The following is a 17,899-nucleotide window of genomic DNA, read 5'->3' on the forward strand; positions in this document are numbered from 1 at the left end:
TGTTCGGCCCGGGCGGCACGCGCACGTGCCGCCGCCACGTCAAACCACAATTCCAAACATGTTATGACGCCCCATCTCGCCGCCGAGAGTCCCGATTCCATTGACGACGCAACCACGCAGCACGTGCCTGCGCATACCGTTGCACGTGCGCCGCGCGCGAAGGGCATGTCCCTGCAGGCACGGCTCGCATTCACGATCGGCCTGCTGGCCGCGCTGATGACCGGCATCGGCGCGCTCGGCCTCGTGGGCGCGTGGCGTGCGAACCGGGCGAATCAGGACACGTACCAGAACAAACTGACGGCGGCCGTGCATATCGGCAACGCGGAGCTGTTGATCGGCCGCACGCGTCTCGTGCTGGGCGGCGCGATGGCGCAACCCGACAGCACGCGCGCGCAGCAGCAGATCGCGCACGCGAGCGACTTCTTCACACAGTCGGACGACGAATGGCGCGCGTTCGTCGACGAACCGCACGAACCCGGCGAAGCGCCTTTGATCGAAGCGGCGAGCCAGAAGCGCGCGCCGATGCGCGACGCGATGCGCGCGTTCATCGACGCGTTGAAAGCGGGCGACCGCGACGCCGCGCAACGTATCGGCACCGTGCAACTGAGCCCGCTGTTCAACGCAATGAGCAGCGCGAACGACGAGTTGAAGCACACGCTCTATGCAAACGCGAAGCGCAGCTATGACGACGCCGAGCGCTACTTCCAGCTCTTTTTCGCGGTATCGGTGGCGATGATCGCGTTCGGTATCGCCGCCGCGGCGTTCAGCTGGATCGCGTTGCGCCGCGCGATCATGACGCCGCTGAACGAGGCGCTGACGCACTTCGAAGCGATCGCGGCGGGCGATCTGCAACGCACGATCGTCAGCCGTCGCGCCGACGAAATGGGCCGCCTGCTCGACGGCTTGCGCACGATGCAAACGCAACTCGCGCACACCGTCACCGCGGTGCGATCGAGTAGCCGTTCGATCGGCAGCGCGACCGCCGAGATCGCGGCGGGTACGCTCGATCTGTCGTCGCGCACGGAAGAGCAGGCGGCCTCGCTGGAGCAAACCGCCGCGAGCATGACCGAGCTGACCGAAACGGTGCGGCAGAACGCAACCCATGCGCAGCAGGCGCATGCGATTGCCGATAGCGCGGCGAGCGCCGCAAGCGAGGGCAGCGACGCGATCACACGCGTGAGCGGTACGATGGGGCGCATCGAAGCGAGCGCGCGCAAGATCGCGGACATCACCGGCATCATCGAGGGCATTGCGTTTCAGACCAATATCCTCGCGTTGAACGCGGCGGTCGAAGCGGCGCGCGCGGGCACGCATGGGCGCGGTTTCGCGGTGGTCGCTTCCGAAGTGCGTTCGCTTGCGCAGCATGCGGCAGCGGCTGCGAAGGACATCGGCGATCTGGTCGGCGATGCGGTTCATGCGGCATCGGATGGCACGACGATGGTTGGCGAGGCCGAGCGCTCGATCGAACGGATTCTCGACGCGGCGCGCAGTTTCGCGGACATGATGGGTGGCATCGTGTCGTCGGCCGAAGAGCAGCGCGCCGGTATCGAGCAGGTCGATACCGCGGTCAATCTGATGGATGCAATCACGCAGCAGAACGCCGCGCTCGTCGAGCAGGCAAGTGCCGCCGCGCAGGCACTCGATCAGCAGTCGCGCGAACTGGAGCGGCAAGTGGCGAGTTTTCGGGTCGCGTCGTAGCGCAAGGACTAGGACTAGGACTAGGACTCGCTGACCACGCCGCTCAGATTCGACAGATCGAACGGTGCCATTCTGCGCAGCGCGAGCCGAAAATCGCGTGCGATCGGTGACAGCGCCGCATCGCGCCGGCGAATCAAGCCGATGGTTCGCGCCACCGTCGGATCGACCAGCGGACGGATCGCGATACGCGCATGCGGGTCGCGCGGCGCCGCGCAACGCGGAATGATCGAAATGCCGAGCCCCGCTTCGACAAGCCCCAGCGACGTGGTCAGATGCTCGATCTCGATCAGCCGGTCGGGGCGCCAGTGAATATCCCTGAGCGCGGCATCGAGCATGCGCCGGTTGCCGCTCGATGAGCCCGACACGATCAGCGGCCACGGACGCAACTCGGGCCACGTCACATGTTCGTTCGCGGCCAGCGGATGATCGGCGGGGCACGCGAGCACATACGGATCGACGAGCAATTCGTCGACGGCGAACTCGGGTGAATCGTTGACCATGAATGCGATGCCGAACTCCGCATCGCCGAGCGCGACACGCTGCACGACCGTCGCGAGATTTGCTTCGATGAGCCTCAAGCGCACTTCGGGACGCCGCCGGTGATAACGGCTGACGATCGTCGGCAGCATGAATTTCGTCACCGTCGGAATGCAGGCGATGGTCAGTTGACCCATACCCATCCGCGTCGCTTCGCTGACCAGTTCGAGCGACGCCGCGAGATCGCGCAGCACGCCCTGTGCGCGCGGCAACAATAATTCCCCCGCATGAGTCAGCGCGACGCTGCGCGTGGTGCGCTCGAACAGCATCACGCCGAGCGCGTCTTCCAGACGTTTGATGCGGCGCGTCAATGCGGACGCGGACAGGTTCAATTCGATCGCGGCGTCATTGAACGACGCATGCGATGCGACCGCGACGAAGGCTCGCAATGCGTCGAGATCGACAGTCGGAAAACGGTTCATCGGTACTCCGCTGACTCTTGCACGTGACGCAATAATAATCACGTCGTGTGCAATTCACAAACGCCCTGGCGCTGCTGATACTGAATGCGCGGCATTTCCGTGCCAGCTCATTCATTCAACGGACGTTCAGGCAGATGAACCAGCACAACGACATAGGCGCAAACCCTTATACCGGCGGTATGGCCGCGTTCGTCGCGGGCTTGCGATACGAGGCGATACCGGACGAGGTGCGCGCGCGCATCAAGCTATTGATCCTCGATTCGCTGGGCTGCGCGATCTTCGGCGCGGGACTGCCGTGGAGCCGCATCCTTGCCGATACCTTGCAGCGCGTTGACAGTACGCAGGATTGCCGCGTGTGGGGCATGCCGTTGCGTTTGTCCGCGCCGCACGCGGCGCTCGTCAACGGCACGCTGATCCAGAGCTTCGAACTCGACGACGTGCATCGCGTCGGTGTGCTGCATGTCGGCGCGGTGACGTTGCCCGCGGTGCTCGCAGTCGCCGAGTTGTTGTCCGGCAATGCGCCGATGACAGGACGCGAATTCCTGCGGGCCTGCGTGGCAGGCTATGAAGTCGGCCCGCGCGTGGGCATGTGCATGGGACCGGAGCACATCGCGCAGGGCTGGCATTCGGGCGCGACGGTCGGCGTATTTTCCGCGGCGGCGGGTGCGGCTGCGGCGCTGCGGCTCGATGCGCAACAGACGGTGCATGCGCTCGGGATCGGCGGCACGCAGTCGGCCGGCTTGATGGCCGCGCAGTTCGGCGCGATGGTCAAACGTATGCATGCGGGCCGTGCCGCGCAAAGTGGCCTGTATGGCGCGTTGCTCGCGCAAAACGGCTTCACCGGTATCGTCGATGTATTCGAGAACCCGTATGGCGGGTTTTGCAGCACGTTCTCGCGTTCGTCGGACCGCTTCGATCTGATGCAACTCGTCGATGGTCTCGGCGAGCGCTTCGAGACGATGCGGATCGCGCTGAAGTTCTACTCGTGCGTGGGCAGCAATCACACGACGCTCGATGCGATCCGCGCGATGCAGGCACGTCATCCGTTCGGCGCCGACGACGTCGAGCGCATCGTCGTGCACGGTTCGCGCGTGACGGTCGATCACGTCGGCTGGAAGTACGTGCCGCAGGGGCTGACCTCGGCGCAGCTGAACCTGCCGTATTGCGTCGCCACACTGCTGCTCGAAGGCGACGTATTCGTCGACCAGTTCAGCGACGACATGGTTGCGGACCCTCAGCGCATGGCGCTGTCCGAGCGCGTTCAGGTGCTCGAAGATCCGGCGATCACCGCGCGCGGCGCACAGCTGCGGCATATGGTGCGTGTCGAGGTACTGCTGCGCGACGGCACGCAGCTCGAAGAAACGGTCGAGGCGCAACGCGGCAGCGAACACGCGTTCGCGAGCGAAGCGGAGATCGTCGGCAAGATGAGAAAGTTGGCCGAGCACCGGATCGACGCCACGCAAATCGCCCGCATCGTCGACTGGGTGATGCACGCCGAAGACCAGCCGGATGCCGGCGAACTCGCGCGGCTTCTCGCGCTCGCTGCCTGAGGAGCCGTCGTGGCCGCCAGCGCACATACTCTGACGTTATCCGCTACGCGCGCCACGCGGCGCGAGCAGTTGCGCTCGATCATCGGCGGCAGCGCCGGCAACGTGATCGAGTGGTACGACTTTCTCGCTTACTCGATCTTTTCCATCTACTTCAGCAAGGCGTTTTTTCCGGGCGGCAATCAGACCGCGCAACTGCTGAACGCGGCGGCCGTCGCCGCGATCGGCTATGTGGTGCGGCCGCTCGGCAGCTGGGCAATCGGCGCGCTCGCCGACCGGCATGGACGGCGCATCGCGCTGAGCCTGTCGGTTGCGATGATGAGCGTCGGCTCGCTGATCATCGCGGTGACGCCGACGTATGCATCGATCGGTGTGGCCGCGCCCGCCGTGCTGATCTGCGCGCGCTTGCTGCAGGGCTTCAGCATGGGCGGCGAAGCGGGCACCAGCGCGACCTATCTGAGCGAAATGGCGCCGACGGGCCGACGCGGCTTCTTCGTCGGCTTCGTGCAGGTGACGGTGGTGATGGGGCAACTGCTGGCGCTCGCGCTGATGCTGGTGCTGCAACGGCTCGTGCTGACGCCCACGCAACTCGAACAGTGGGGCTGGCGGATTCCGTTCGCGATCGGCGGTGCGCTGGCGGTGTTCGCGCTCTATCTGCGGCGTGGTATTGCGGAAACCGAAGCATTCACGAGAGAGCACAGCGGCGCTTCCGAAACGCAAACCCAAACGCAGCGTGGCAGTCTGCTCGCGCTGCTGATTCAGCACCGGCGGCAAACGCTGTGGACGATCGGCATCAGCATCGGCGGCACGGTCGCGTTCTATACGTTCACGATCTATCTGCAGAAGTACATGGTCAACACCAGCGGCTTCAGCCGCAATACGGCGACGCTGGTCGCGACCTTGTCGCTGTTCATTTATATGGGCTTCCAGCCGCTTTACGGCTTGCTGTCCGATCTGATCGGACGGCGGCCGGTGATGATGATCTTCGGTGTCGGCGGCACCTTCCTGACGGTGCCGCTGATGCATGCGCTCGGCTCGACTCATAGCGCGCTGACGGCGTTCGCGCTGAATCTCGCGGCGCTCGGCATTCTGAGCGGCTTTTCGTCGATCCACTGGCTCGTCAAGTCCGAGCTGTTTCCGGCCAAGGTTCGCGCGCTCGGCGTCGGCCTGCCGTTTGCGATCGTGTCGTCGGTGATGGGCGGCACCACCGAATATCTGGCGTTGCGCTTCAAGCACGCCGGGCACGAGTCGTGGTTCTTCTATTACGTCAGCGCGTGCGCGGCGATTTCGCTCGTCACTTATGTGCTGATGCCCGAGACGCGCCATCGGTCGATCATCGACGAGGAAGCGCGCCGCTAATCAACGGAGACGTTTGCATGCAACCGGCTTCATCCGCGGCACCCACCGCGGCACAGTCGTTGTCCGACTATGCGCTCGGCGTGCGCTTCGAGCAGTTGCCCGCCGACGTGGTGCGCCTCGCGAAAGACTGCCTGATCGATGCACTCGGCGCGGCGTTGTATGGACACGAAGTGGAGGCAGGCCAGGCCGCGCTGCGCTATGTCGCCGATGCGGCCGCGGGGCCGTGCGCGATTGTCGGCACGAGCCGGCGCGTCGCGCCCGATGCGGCCGCGTTCGCGGGCGGCGTGCTGGTCCACGCGGCCGAACTCGACAGCCTGCGGCAGCCCGGCGCCGGCGTGCATCCGGGCGCGGCGCTGGTGCCGGCCGCGCTAGCTGCCGCGCAGGCCGGCGGCGCATCGGGACGCGAGTTGCTCGCGGCGCTCGTGGCCGGTATCGAAGTGCTGTTTCGGATCGGCAGCGCGACGAAGCACTCGGCCGAAGCGCGCGGCTTTCATGCGCCGGGTTTGACCGGGCCATTTGGCGCCGCGATTGTCGCGGGCAAGCTGGCCGGTGTCGATGCGCCCACGTTGTGCCGCGCGCTGGGCATTGCCGGTTCGCTCAGCGGCGGGCTGCTCGAATTCGCGAAGTCCGGCGACGGCGGTCTCGTCAAACGTCTGCATCTGGGGCGCGCGGCGCAAGCGGGCATCGTCGCGGTGAAACTGGCGCGCGCGGGCTTCGACGGGCCGTCGAGCGTACTCGAAGGGCACCATGGTTTTCTGCACGCGTATTGCGAGTCGTCGGACGCCACGCGCCTGACCGACGGTCTCGGCACGCGCTACGAAATATCGACGTTGTGCCTGAAGCGCTACGCGTGTCACATCGTTGCGCACACGCCGGTCTACGCGGCGCAGCAGATGCGCGCCGCGCACGATGTCGACGCGCGCCGGATTGCCGCGATCCGTATCGAAGGCGCGCCGCGCCTGGCCGCGAATCACGATATCAAGCTGCCGGCCAATCAGGTGCTCGCGCAATACAGCGTGCCGGTTTGCGTGGCGGCGGCGCTGCTGCACGATGCCGACGATCCGACGACCTTCGGCGCGCGTCTGCTGCAGGACGAAGCGATCCGCGCGCTCGCGCAACGGGTGACGGTGGTCGCGACGGACGCTGTCGGCCTCGCGACTGTCACACGCATCACGCTTGATGACGGTACCGTCATCGAGCAAGCGCAAACGGACTATCCGGGCTGCCCGTCGACACCGTTCACCGCGGCGCAGTTGCGCAGCAAGTTCATGCGCATGACGAGACGGCTCGGCGCCGCGGCGGACACGCTGTTCGAGCGGCTGGAGCGGGTGGAACACGAAGCGGATCTGCACTGGCTCGACGCGATGCCTGTTTCACCGTCCGCTTTGGCGACAGAAGGAGAGCGTCGATGAGCATCGCGAACATTGCCGGCGTGCTGGGCGAACGCATCGCGGCGTTCGGCTGGAACGACGTGCCCGACGAAGCATTGCGTTGGGCGCGTATCGGCATCATCGATACGATCGGCGTGACGCTGGCCGGTGCGGCGGAACCGTGCGCGCGAATCGCGCGCACTGTAGCGGCGCCTTCCAACGGCGCGGCACTCGTGTTCGGCACGCGCGAGCGCATGAAGCCGAGCGACGCGGCGCTCGTCAACGGCACGGCCGCGCATGCGCTCGACTTCGACGATTGCAGCAACACGCTCGGTGGTCATCCGTCCGCGCCGATCCTGCCGGCGCTTTTTGCGCTGGCCGAAGACGCGCATGCGAGCGGCCGGCAACTCGTCACCGCCTACGTGGCGGGGTTCGAAGCGCAGGCCCGCATCGCGCACGCGGTCAACTTCCACCACTACGACAAGGGCTGGCATCCGACCGCGACACTCGGCGTGTTCGGCGCGTGCGCGGCGTCCGCGCATCTGCTCGAACTGGATGCGGCGCAGACGGCGACGGCATTGTCGATTGCCGCGTCGTTCGCGTCCGGCATCAAGGCCAATTTCGGCACGATGACGAAGCCGTTGCATGTCGGCCATGCGTCGCGTAATGGACTGATCGCGGCGTTACTAGCGCGCGGAGGATTCAGCGCGGGCGATGCGGCGTTCGAACATCGGCAGGGATTCTTCAACGTCTACAACGGTGCCGGCCATTACGACGCGGAAGCCGCATTGACGCATTGGGCCGAACCGCTCGACATCATCGAGCCGGGCATCGCGATCAAGCAGTACCCATGTTGCGGCAGCACGCATCCCGCCATCGACGCGATGCTGATGCTCGTCAGCGACTACGGCCTGAAGCCGGACGATGTCGAATCGGTAACGTCGTGGACGCATCCACGCCGCCTTCAGCATACGAATCGCCCGCAGCCGGCCAGCGCGCTCGACGCCAAATTCAGCGTGCAGTACTGCGTGGCCCGCGCGCTCGCGCACGGACGCGTGGTGCTGTCCGACTTCGAGGGCGACGCGTTCCTTGATCCAGCGATTCGTGCGTTGATGCAGAAGATCGTCGCCGAGCCCGATCCGCTGGCGGACCAGCAGCCCGATCATTTCGGCGCGGAAATCGTGGTGCAGTTGCTCGATGGGCGGCGTGTGTCACAACGCGTCGCGCGCGCGGCGGGCAGAACCTCGGCGAATCCGCTGCCGGATGCGCGGATCGAAGCGAAGTTTGTCGACTGTGCGAATCATGCATTGACGCCGGACGCGAGCCGCGACGTGTTGGGCATGCTGTGGCGTATCGATGGTCTGGACGACATCACCACATTGACCGCTTTACTCGAAGCTGGTTTGCGGCACTGACGCTTCCCGTCGGGCCCGGTGGACGGCTTCATCGGCAAGAACAACCGCGCGGCTATGACCGCCGGACTGAAAGGAGACAGGCATGAACGACTTACTCGTCGCCGCGCGCGTCGACCGTTTGCCGAACTCGCGGATGCATCGCGAGTGGATGTTTCTGTTCGCGATTCCGCTGTTCTTCGATAGCTGCGATATCAACACGTTTGCATCGGCGGCACCGGCGCTGGTGCGGCATTGGCATATTGCGATCAACGAGATTGCGCTGATCACGTCCGCGAGTTTCATCGGCATGTTCTTCGGCGCAACGCTCGGCGGCTTGCTGTCCGACCGGCTCGGACGCAAGCGCTCGCTGATGCTGTTCGTGCTGATCTCGTCGCTCGGTTCGCTGGCCACCGCGGTCGTGCCGAGCGTGCCGTATCTGTTCGCCGCGCGGGTCGTCACCGGCTTCGGCATTTCCGCGGGCATGGTGACGGTGATGACCTATATCGCCGAGCTGTTCCCGGCGCGCTCGCGCGGCACCTGGCAATCGTGGGCGATGGTGATCAACCTGTGCGCGATTCCGTTGACGAACCTGGTCGCGCGGTTGCTCGTGCCGTACGGCCCGGACGGCTGGCGCTGGGTGTTCGTATGGGGCGCGCTGGGCATCGCGTTTCCGCTGTTCGCGAAGCGGCTTCCCGAGTCGCCGCGCTGGAGCGTGCGAGCGGGGCGCTTCAGCGACGCGGAAGCGGCGCTCGCGGCGATGGAGGCACGCAGCATTGCCGAAGGCAATGTACTGACTTCGCCGCAGGTCGTCGCGCGAGCGCCCGAACCGCGCGAACCGTGGACGACGATGTTCAACTCCGTGTACCGCCGCCGCACGTTCGCGCTGTGCGCGATCTGGCTGCTGCAGACGATCGGCTTCTACGGTTTCGAAGCGTGGGTGCCGACCTTGCTGGTGCATCACGGCATCACGATTGCGCGCAGCCTCACGTATTTCACGCTGATCAACGTGGGTGCGCCGCTCGGCGCATTGCTCGCGGTTTATCCCGCCGATCGTTTCGAACGCAAGCATCTGATCGCGCTGGTCGCGTTGCTGATCGCCGGATTCGGTCTGCTATACGGATTGAGCTTTAAACCCGTGCTGATCGTCACGTTCGGCTTCGCGGTCGGCATGCTGACGCAAACCTTCGCGACGCTGCTCTATGCGTACACGCCCGAGCAGTTTCCGACCGGCGTGCGCAACAGCGCGACAGGTCTCACCTACGGCGCGGGCCGGATCGCGAACGTCGCGAATGCGTTCGTGATCGCCGCCGTCTATACGAACTACGGCTACGCGACGGTGTTTATGTATATCGCGGGCGCGTGGTTCCTGACCGCGCTGATCACGCTGGTGTTCGGCCCGAAGACGACAGGCCGCAGCCTCGAAACCTTGAACCCGGCCGTGGATGCCGAGGGCGACACGAGTGCGTTGTCGCCCATCGCCGAATACACGCGGCGCTAGGGTTTGCGTATATCTGGAACTGGAGAGCCAACTGATGACCATCGACACATTCAATGATATCGACGTACTCGTAATCGGCGCGGGCAACGCGGCGGCCAATGCGGCGTTGTCCGCGCGCGAAGGCGGCGCGAAGCGCATCGTGCTGCTGGAGAGCGCGCCGCAGGAAGCGCGTGGCGGCAACTCCGCATTTACCGGCGGCGCGTTCCGCTTCGTCTACGAATCCGTCGACGATCTGTTGAAGCTCGCGCCGGATATCGCGGAACTGGACTTGCCGAATATCGATTTCGGCACCTATACGAGCGAGCAGTATTTCGACGATATCGGCCGTCTGACGGAGTTTCGCGCCGATCCGGATCTGACCGAGGTACTGATCGGCAACAGCTATGACGCCGCGCTATGGCTCAAGCGGCACGGCGTGCGATTCCAGCCGGCGCTGGGGCGCCAGGCGTTTCGCGTCGAAGGCAAGTTCCGCTTCTGGGGTGGCCTTGCCTGCCACATTCTGGGCGGCGGCACGCATCTGGTCGAAACACTGCATCAGGCGTTGAAAGACGCCGGCATCGAAGTGGCTTATCGAACCCAGGCAATGGGCCTGCTGCATGGCGACACGGGTATCGAAGGCGTACGCGCGATGCGCGATGGCCGGCCGGTCGAAATCCGCGCGAAGGCCGTGGTGCTCGCCTGCGGCGGTTTCGAATCGAACCCGGAGATGCGCGCGCGCTATCTCGGGCCGAACTGGGACCTCGCGAAAGTGCGTGGCACCCGCTACAACACCGGCTGGGGCCACAAGATGGCGATGGAAATCGGCGCGGCGGTCACCGGCCACTGGTCGGGCGCGCATGCGGTGCAGTGGGACATGAACGCGCCCGAGTACGGTGACCTGACGATCGGCGATCGCTTCCAGAAACACAATTACCCGTTCGGGATTCTGGTGAATGCGAAGGGCGAGCGTTTTCTCGACGAAGGTCTCGACTTCCACAGCTACACGTACGCGAAATACGGGCACGAAGTACTGCGCCAGCCCGGACTTTTCGCGTGGCAGATCTTCGATCAGAAGGTCGTCAAGCTGCTGCGCGACGAGTACCGGATTGCACGCATCACGAAAGAAACCGCGAACACGTTCGAAGAACTCGCGCAGAAACTGACGGGCGTCGATCCGGAGGGCTTTCTGCGTACCGTGCGCGCGTATAACGATGCGCCACGGCCCGATGTGTCGTTTAATCCGAACATTCACGACGGTCTGCGCACGAAGGGGCTCGCGATCGATAAAACCAACTGGGCCAACCGGCTCGATACGCCGCCGTATGAAGCCTATGGCGTGACCACCGGCGTGACGTTCACGTTCGGCGGTCTCAGGGTATCGACCGAGGCCGAGGTGCTCGATGCGTCGGGTGCGCCGATTCGCGGGCTGTTCGCGGCGGGCGAGATCGTCGGCGGTCTCTACTATCACAACTACGGCAGCGGCACGGGGCTCGTCGCTGGCGTCGTGTTCGGGCGGCGTGCCGGCGCGGGGGCAGCGCGGCTCGCCGCGCGCTGATTCGCAAGCCCGGAGACTCGCTACGATGCTGCTGATAGATAACGATTGTGTGGCCCGTGTACTGACGATGCGCGCTTGCATCGACGTGCAGGAACTCGCGTTCGCCGGGTTGCCGGGGGGCGCGTCGATTGGGCGTCCGCGTATCGACACGTATGTGCCGACACGCGACGACGACAGCTATTACCGTTTCGGCTCGGTCGATGGCGCAACCGACGGCATTCTCGCGGTCCGCCTCAAATCGGACGTGATGGTATGGCCGCGCGACGCCGACGGCCGCGTGGGCAGCGAGCAGAAGTACTGCGTCGAGCCCGGCACGTACTGCGGGCTGGTGATGCTGTTCAGCACCGACAACGGCGCGCCGCTCGCGATGCTCAACGACGGCCATCTGCAACATATGCGCGTGGGCGGCGCGGCGGGGCTCGGCACCCGGCTGCTGGCGCGCGAGGACTCAAATGTGGTCGGCATGATCGGCTCGGGCGGCATGGCGGAGACCTTTCTCGAAGCGCTGATCGCGGTACGCGATATCCAGCGCGTGCGTGTGTTCAGCCGTCGCGAGGCGAACCGTGTGCGTTTTGCGCGCGACATGCAGGCGAAATTCGGCATTGGTATCGAAGCAGTGGGCTCGGCCGAACAGGCGGTGCGCGGTGCGGATATCGTCGCCACCTGCACCGACAGCATGACCCCCGTGCTCGACGCCGACTGGCTGGAGCCGGGCATGCATGTGGTCGCGCTGACGCCGCGCGAATTCGACGCAAAAGTGGCCGCGCGTTTCGACGTGTGTATCGCGCAAGGTCGCGAACGGTTGCCGCTGGCGGAGAGCGAGCGCTTCAGTCAACGCGTGTCTGGCAGCCCGAATGCGTTCATCGGTGGTAGTGATGAGGAGCGCAGGCGTTTGCCGGTGTCACGTGGAGAACGTGTGGATACGACGGACTGGCCGATTTATACCGATGTGATTAGCGGCCGTGCGCCTGGTCGTACGGATGATCGGCAGATCACGTTCTACTACACGGTGGGTAATTGGGGCGTGCAGTTCGCGGCGGTGGGCGGGCATGTGTATCGGGAAGCGTCGCGGCTGGGGCTCGGCATGTCGTTGCCGGATCACTATTTTTTGCAGTCGATCAGGAATTGAGTGGGTGTTGCTTGAGCACCACCTGAGCGCCGTCTGAACGCTTAACGACCATACTGACTTCATCCGGGCTTGCCGTCGGCTCGGGCGAGCACCAGCCACGGCGCGTATCGAACGCAATAGAGAATCAGCGCGGCTGCCCAGCATAGACCGGATGCGTAGATCCAGTTCATCGAGAATCGCGGTGCGAACCAGGGGCCGAACACGCGGATCAGCGTCGCCAGAATCAACAGGCCGTAGCAGGCGAGTTCGACGCTGCCGGCCACCAGCGGGCGTCCGGTATGTCCGCGTGCAGTGCGCGTGATCATCGCGATGATTGCGCAACTGATCACGCCGACCGTGAACATATGAATCGCGGCCGAATGCGGCGCGACGCCGAGCACGGCGAGTGCCAGCATCACGAAGCCCAATGGAATGCCCGCGTAGGCGATATGGAGAATGAGCAGGATCGGGCGATTGCCAACGCGCCATGAACGCCATCCGGCGAGCCGCAGGCCATGAACGAGCGCCGCCGCGGCGGACACGGCAACGATCGCCAACCACGGCGCGCCTAGCGCATCGAGCAGAAACGCCAGCAAAGTGGCCGGAATAACGGTCGCTTCGACGGCACGCCAGCGCTTTGCGCTGAAACCCGGCACCGCATTAGCCGTGAACGACGGAATGATGCGCCCGCCGATGATCGTCACGAACAGCACCAGCATACCGACCGCGAACCAGCCGCCGCGTAATGCCCAGTCGCTGTGACCATGGCTTGCCCATACGTGGAAGAGCACGTTGAGCAGCGCGAGCAAGCCGAGCGCGAGCGGCAAAAAGACATTGTGACGATTCTTCGCCGTTAGCAGCACGCGCAACAGAACGAGCGCAACCACGGGCAGAAACGCGACGTCCACGATGGCGCCGAGCGGATTCACGCCGCGCCACATCAGAAGCCGGCCCGCGAGCCAGAGCAGCCACAGCGCGGCAAGACCGGCGCCATGCGCGGGATTCACGCTGGTCCACGCGCGCACGGCAGTCAGCAAAAAACCCACGACGATCGCGGCGCCAAATCCAAAGATCATTTCATGCACATGCCACAGCGTTCCCGACATGTATGACGTGGAATTCAGCAGCGGCCAGCCGGCCAACGCGCCGAGCCACAGCAGCATCGCGATGCCGCCGAACAGCGCGCCGGCCAGGTAGAAAGGTCTGAATCCGAGTGCCCATAGCGCAATGCGTGGGGTGTTGTTGACTCGGTCCGATTCGATGTTGATGGCCGGCTTCATGGCTGCTCCAAACGGCGACTAGGCGTTGATTCATCTTATACGTCGGCGTTTTTCGTCGCATGCGACGAATGTTCGCGATAGGGCGCGCGGTGCAACGGGCATGTCGGTGTTCATCGGAGGGGCGTTTTGTCGGCGAGCTTCACGCCGTGCGTTGGGACGTAGTGCATTCAAAACCGCGAAAAGCCGGGGAAATTTTGTAGGCAAAATTGGCCAATCGCCGGCAATGGTAAGACGAGAAAATCAGGCAGCCAGCCCAGATGAATTCAATTCATCCGCTAAATAACGCGGGTAAACGATTGTCGATCTGGTCAAAACTCGTCTTGACCGGCCAATTTTTTGTCTACAAAATCGTCACTGAAATTGATAAAACACATCTCTTCCCCTCATCCGGTACTACGATGAAAACGCAATTCGCCGACATCGATGGCCTGATCACGCGGTATCTGATTGCCGGCGAAGGCCCGTTGCTGCTGCTCGTGCATCCGGTCGGTTATCCGGCCGAGATTTACGCGCGTAATCTCGATGCGCTCGCCACGCAGCGCACGGTCGTCGCGATGGATTTGCCGGGCCAGGGCTTTTCGGCCGCGCCTTCGGCCTGGGCACCCGCGCCGCAAGTCGTGATGGCGCGCCACGCGGCAGCGCTCGCGACGCATCTCGGTCACGAACGCTTCTCGATCGTCGGCAGCTCGCTCGGCGGACTGGTCGCGGCGCTGGTTGCATTGAATGCGCCGGAGCGCGTCGAGCGGCTCGTGCTGATCGGCACCGGTTCGGTGTTCAACGAGCCGCACGGCCAGCCTGAAGTGCTGCAGCGCGTGTATGCAAACGGCTCGCGCGTGTACGCGGATCCGTCGTTCGCGACGCTGCGCGCGCGTATCGCCAACACCTGCTTTATCGCGCCCGAAGCCGACGACATCCTGCTCGCGCATATGACTGCGTACGCGTGGCCGGGCGCGGCCGATCACTATCGGCAAATCGTCGACACGCTTGCCGCGACGATCGCCGATCCCGAATGCAACGCCTATCCGCATCTCGAACGTATGACGATGCCGACGCTGATCGTCGCCGGTGACGAAGACACGCGCACGTCGATCGACGCGCATCGGCGCGGCGGCGCGCGGATGCGCGATGCGCGCCTTCTGACCTTCGCGCGCTGCGGACATCTGCCGTTTCTCGAATGCGCGAGCGCATTCAACGAAGCCGTCGATACCTTCCTGCGCGGTGGCGAAGTAGGCGAACGTCTTGCTTGAATTCATGGTGACGCCTCGCGTCGCGCAACCTCGATAGCCTGTGGAGAACGATATGCAGCAAGCCGTAGTGCGACCGCCGACGCATAACAGCGCCGACGCGGACCTTGCAATCGACGATCTGGTGCGCGACGACCGCGTGCGCGCCGATGTGTACACCGACGCGCATCTGTTCGATCTCGAGATGGAACGCGTCTTCAATCGCGCGTGGATTTTCATGGCGCACGAGAGCCAGGTGCCGAATGCAGGCGATTTCGTGACATCGGCGATTGGGCGTCAGCCGGTGATCGTCGTGCGCGATGCGAAGGGTGCGATCAATGTGTTGTACAACCGTTGTCCGCATCGCGGGGCGATCGTGTGCCGTGAGTCGGAGGGCAATACGCACCGCTTCGCCTGCCCATATCACGGCTGGAATTTCCGCATCGATGGCGAGCTGTCCGGCATTCCATTTCGCTCCGCGTACGACGACGAATTCCTGCAAAGCGAGGACTTATCGCTCGCGCGCGTCGCGCGGGTCGAAAACTATCGCGGCTTCGTGTTCGCGTGCGCGTCGCACGACGGTCCTTCGCTCGTCGATTACATCGGCCCGCTAAAAGACGGCATCGACAATCTGCTCGACCGCTCGCCGAGCGGCGAGGTATTCGTGTCGGCGGGCGTGCATCGCTATCGCTACAAGGGCAACTGGAAGATGCAGCTCGAAAACGGGCTCGACGAATATCACCCGCCGTTTTCGCATGCATCGACGGTACGTCCCGGCGGTCAGCAACTGCAACGTGCGTATGCGGCGAAGACCGGCTACAAGGTGCTGTCCGACAAGGACCCGAACGAAGCCGATGCGAAGTCGCACTACGACCACGGCGAAGTGCACGGCGCGCGCTACGGCCAGGCCTATCTGACGATTCCCGATGCAACACGCCGCAGCGAACTCGAAGTGCCCGAATACCGGCAAGGTCTGATTGATCGGCATGGCGAACAACGCGCGCTCGAGATCATCGAGAACAGCAATATGAGCAACGCGGTGTTCTACCCGAGCCTGATCGTGCGCGTCAGCGGCAACATGCATATCCGCGTGGTGCGGCCGATTTCCGTCGGTGAAACTGAGGTACTGGTGTGGCCGATGCAAGTGAAGGGCGTGCCGGAGCAGGTCAACAAGGGCATCGTGCGCTACGCCAATGTGCACGTATCGGTCAGCTCGTTCGTGCAAACCGATGACCTCGAAATTTTCGAGCGCGTGTACGAAGGGCTGCAAGCGCGTCAGCCGCAGTGGGTGATGCTCGCGCGCGGTGTCGGGCGCGAATGGGACGGTCCGTATCCGGACGAGAAGGTCGGCTACGCGACATGGGAAACCGGCATGCGCGCGCAGTTTCGTTACTGGAAGCAACTGATGTCGGAGAACACGTGATGGCGACGCTGACCGAAGACGCACCGGCGATCCGCTTGCCGGTGCCCGCGAGTGCGGATGTGCAGGCGTTTCTGCTGCTCGAAGCCGATCTGCTCGATCGCCGCGAACTCGACGCATGGCTTTCGCTGTATACGAAAGACGCCGTCTACTGGATGCCCGCCGAGCCGGGCGAACCCGATCCCGAGCAGCGCATTTCGCTGTTCTACGACGATCGCTCGATTCTCGAAGATCGCGTCTGGCGGTTGGGTCATCCGAAGATGTTTTCGCAGAATCCGCCGGCACGTCAGGTGCGCGTGTTGTCGACACCAGTGCTTGCCGATGTAGATCCATGCGCAAACAGCGATACAAACGGCAACGCCTCGCGCGTAACCGTGCGCACCAAGTTCGTGATGTTCGAACATCGTCTGCGCGAGCAGCGCACATTCGGTGGCGAATACGTGCATACGCTCGTCGATCACGGCGACGGCTGGCGCATCGCGCGCAAGCTCGTGCATCTCGTGAATTGCGACGCGGTGTTGTGGAATATCGGCGTGCCGATCTGAACCGGAGATATCGATGACGATCCGCTTTCATCCGCGCCGGCTCGGCCACGTCAATCTGTGGGTACACGATCTGGAGCGCTCGATCCGTTTCTACGAAACCGTGTGCGGTATCGCGCTGGTCAGGCGCGAGCGCGACATCCTGATTGGCTTCCATTCGAACGGCAACACGCATCACGATATCGGTCTGATCGAGACGTCGAAGGGCTTTGATCGCATTGGCCGCGACGGCAGCGTGCAGATTCCGAAAACGCGCGGCGTTGCGGTCGGGCTCAATCATCTCGGCTGGGAAATGGAGAACGAGGCGGAACTGGTCGCCGCGTATCAACGTGCGCTAACAACAGGCGACAGGTACCGCGCGCTCGATCATCTGATTTCGCACAGCATCTATCTGTCCGATCCCGACGGCAACGGTCACGAGTTTTACGCCGATGCGATTCCCGACTGGCGCGTCGTGTACAACCTCGATCGCGACGACGAGGTCACCGCGCATTGGGATCCGCTCGCGCAGCCCGCCGACGCCACGCCGTTCTATGTTGAGCAGGCGCCGATTTCGCGGGTCGACGGCGCGCCGCTGCATCCATCGCATCTGTGCGGCGCGACGATCGCGACATCGAATTTCGAAGCGATGTGGGCATTCTTCGCCGAAGTGGCCGGCCTCACGCCGCTCGATACGCAACGCCGCGATGGCAAACGCCGCGCGCAGTTCGCGGGCGGTGTCGGCCGCGTCGATCTGACGCTCGCCGAAGTGGCGGGCGACGCGCGTCGCGGCCTGCAGTCGTTCACGTTCGAACTCGATGAGACCGGCGATCTGATGGCGCTAGGCCGCGCGTTGAGCGCACGCACCGGCATTGCCGCGCGCGTCGATCGCGATGAGCGGCGCGAAGCGCTGACATTCGACGATCCGGACGGCTTCGCGCTGCGCTTCGTCAATCCGCTGCACGCGCGGCAACGCGCGCCGGCCTGA

Annotated in this window: 14 protein-coding genes; 12 read left to right on the plus strand and 2 right to left on the minus strand. The window is 64.2% G+C overall.

Annotated elements, in window-relative coordinates:
- Positions 1-63 precede the first annotated feature (63 nt).
- A complete protein-coding gene (locus L0U82_RS20980; RefSeq protein ID WP_233834134.1) occupies positions 64-1,698 on the plus strand; it encodes a methyl-accepting chemotaxis protein in 1,635 nt (544 codons plus the stop codon).
- Between the two features lie 20 nt (positions 1,699-1,718).
- Here L0U82_RS20980 and L0U82_RS20985 read toward each other — a convergent pair whose 3' ends face one another.
- Positions 1,719-2,657: a LysR family transcriptional regulator gene (locus L0U82_RS20985; RefSeq protein ID WP_233834135.1), complete on the minus strand. Its 939-nt coding sequence runs from the start codon at positions 2,655-2,657 to the stop codon at positions 1,719-1,721.
- Positions 2,658-2,791: 134 nt separating this feature from the next.
- On the opposite strand from L0U82_RS20985, the gene L0U82_RS20990 reads away from it, so the two are divergent.
- The 7 genes from L0U82_RS20990 (at position 2,792) to L0U82_RS21020 (ending at position 12,488) form a co-directional block, all read left to right on the plus strand.
- Positions 2,792-4,207: an MmgE/PrpD family protein gene (locus L0U82_RS20990; RefSeq protein WP_233834137.1), complete on the plus strand. Its 1,416-nt coding sequence runs from the start codon at positions 2,792-2,794 to the stop codon at positions 4,205-4,207.
- Between the two features lie 9 nt (positions 4,208-4,216).
- Positions 4,217-5,563, plus strand: coding sequence for an MFS transporter (locus tag L0U82_RS20995; RefSeq protein WP_233834139.1), 1,347 nt, complete (start codon positions 4,217-4,219; stop codon positions 5,561-5,563).
- Between the two features lie 17 nt (positions 5,564-5,580).
- Complete coding sequence (locus tag L0U82_RS21000) at positions 5,581-6,975, plus strand: MmgE/PrpD family protein (RefSeq protein ID WP_233834141.1); 1,395 nt, start codon at positions 5,581-5,583, stop codon at positions 6,973-6,975.
- The gene (locus L0U82_RS21005; RefSeq protein ID WP_233834143.1) at positions 6,972-8,348 is read left to right on the plus strand and encodes an MmgE/PrpD family protein; all 1,377 of its coding nucleotides are present in this window, start codon (positions 6,972-6,974) and stop codon (positions 8,346-8,348) included. The genes L0U82_RS21000 and L0U82_RS21005 overlap by 4 nt, the downstream gene beginning before the upstream one ends.
- Before the next feature lie 82 nt (positions 8,349-8,430).
- Positions 8,431-9,825 carry an MFS transporter gene (locus L0U82_RS21010; RefSeq protein WP_233834144.1) on the plus strand — a complete coding sequence of 465 codons (1,395 nt, stop codon included), beginning with the start codon at positions 8,431-8,433 and terminating at the stop codon, positions 9,823-9,825.
- A 34-nt stretch (positions 9,826-9,859) separates the two neighbouring features.
- Entirely contained in the window at positions 9,860-11,359 is a 1,500-nt protein-coding gene (gene tcuA, locus L0U82_RS21015; RefSeq protein ID WP_233834146.1) for an FAD-dependent tricarballylate dehydrogenase TcuA, read from the plus strand.
- A 25-nt stretch (positions 11,360-11,384) separates the two neighbouring features.
- Positions 11,385-12,488 (plus strand): ornithine cyclodeaminase family protein, encoded by a 1,104-nt coding sequence (locus L0U82_RS21020; protein ID WP_233834148.1) that lies wholly within the window; start codon positions 11,385-11,387, stop codon positions 12,486-12,488.
- A gap of 59 nt (positions 12,489-12,547) precedes the next feature.
- Here the strand turns inward: L0U82_RS21020 and L0U82_RS21025 are convergent, their stop codons facing one another.
- On the minus strand, positions 12,548-13,747 hold the full coding sequence (locus L0U82_RS21025) for an NnrS family protein (RefSeq protein WP_233834150.1): 1,200 nt from the start codon (positions 13,745-13,747) through the stop codon (positions 12,548-12,550).
- A 398-nt stretch (positions 13,748-14,145) separates the two neighbouring features.
- Here L0U82_RS21025 and L0U82_RS21030 point away from each other — a divergent pair, with 398 nt between their 5' ends.
- The 4 genes from L0U82_RS21030 to L0U82_RS21045 are packed head-to-tail and all read left to right on the plus strand — an operon-like array spanning position 14,146 to position 17,899.
- A complete protein-coding gene (locus tag L0U82_RS21030; protein ID WP_233834152.1) occupies positions 14,146-14,994 on the plus strand; it encodes an alpha/beta fold hydrolase in 849 nt (282 codons plus the stop codon).
- A 52-nt stretch (positions 14,995-15,046) separates the two neighbouring features.
- Positions 15,047-16,393, plus strand: a complete 1,347-nt coding sequence (locus L0U82_RS21035) for an aromatic ring-hydroxylating oxygenase subunit alpha (protein WP_233834154.1) — start codon at positions 15,047-15,049, stop codon at positions 16,391-16,393.
- Entirely contained in the window at positions 16,393-16,935 is a 543-nt protein-coding gene (locus L0U82_RS21040; RefSeq protein WP_233834156.1) for an aromatic-ring-hydroxylating dioxygenase subunit beta, read from the plus strand. The genes L0U82_RS21035 and L0U82_RS21040 overlap by 1 nt, the downstream gene beginning before the upstream one ends.
- A 13-nt stretch (positions 16,936-16,948) precedes the next feature.
- On the plus strand, positions 16,949-17,899 hold the full coding sequence (locus tag L0U82_RS21045; protein WP_233834158.1) for a VOC family protein: 951 nt from the start codon (positions 16,949-16,951) through the stop codon (positions 17,897-17,899).

Origin of the sequence: Paraburkholderia sp. ZP32-5 (assembly GCF_021390495.1) — a bacterium.
Classification (GTDB): Bacteria; Pseudomonadota; Gammaproteobacteria; order Burkholderiales; family Burkholderiaceae; genus Paraburkholderia.

What these genes read in the sequence shown, in the direction of transcription:
- L0U82_RS20985 (WP_233834135.1), bottom strand. Translation starts at nt 2,657, where the DNA reads ATGAACCGTTTTCCGACTGTCGATCTCGACGCATTGCGAGCCTTCGTC.
- L0U82_RS20990 (WP_233834137.1), top strand. Translation starts at nt 2,792, where the DNA reads ATGAACCAGCACAACGACATAGGCGCAAACCCTTATACCGGCGGTATG.
- L0U82_RS20980 (WP_233834134.1), top strand. Translation starts at nt 64, where the DNA reads ATGACGCCCCATCTCGCCGCCGAGAGTCCCGATTCCATTGACGACGCA.
- L0U82_RS21035 (WP_233834154.1), top strand. Translation starts at nt 15,047, where the DNA reads ATGCAGCAAGCCGTAGTGCGACCGCCGACGCATAACAGCGCCGACGCG.
- tcuA (WP_233834146.1), top strand. Translation starts at nt 9,860, where the DNA reads ATGACCATCGACACATTCAATGATATCGACGTACTCGTAATCGGCGCG.
- L0U82_RS21010 (WP_233834144.1), top strand. Translation starts at nt 8,431, where the DNA reads ATGAACGACTTACTCGTCGCCGCGCGCGTCGACCGTTTGCCGAACTCG.
- L0U82_RS21000 (WP_233834141.1), top strand. Translation starts at nt 5,581, where the DNA reads ATGCAACCGGCTTCATCCGCGGCACCCACCGCGGCACAGTCGTTGTCC.
- L0U82_RS21025 (WP_233834150.1), bottom strand. Translation starts at nt 13,747, where the DNA reads ATGAAGCCGGCCATCAACATCGAATCGGACCGAGTCAACAACACCCCA.
- L0U82_RS21040 (WP_233834156.1), top strand. Translation starts at nt 16,393, where the DNA reads ATGGCGACGCTGACCGAAGACGCACCGGCGATCCGCTTGCCGGTGCCC.
- L0U82_RS21045 (WP_233834158.1), top strand. Translation starts at nt 16,949, where the DNA reads ATGACGATCCGCTTTCATCCGCGCCGGCTCGGCCACGTCAATCTGTGG.
- L0U82_RS21030 (WP_233834152.1), top strand. Translation starts at nt 14,146, where the DNA reads ATGAAAACGCAATTCGCCGACATCGATGGCCTGATCACGCGGTATCTG.
- L0U82_RS21020 (WP_233834148.1), top strand. Translation starts at nt 11,385, where the DNA reads ATGCTGCTGATAGATAACGATTGTGTGGCCCGTGTACTGACGATGCGC.
- L0U82_RS21005 (WP_233834143.1), top strand. Translation starts at nt 6,972, where the DNA reads ATGAGCATCGCGAACATTGCCGGCGTGCTGGGCGAACGCATCGCGGCG.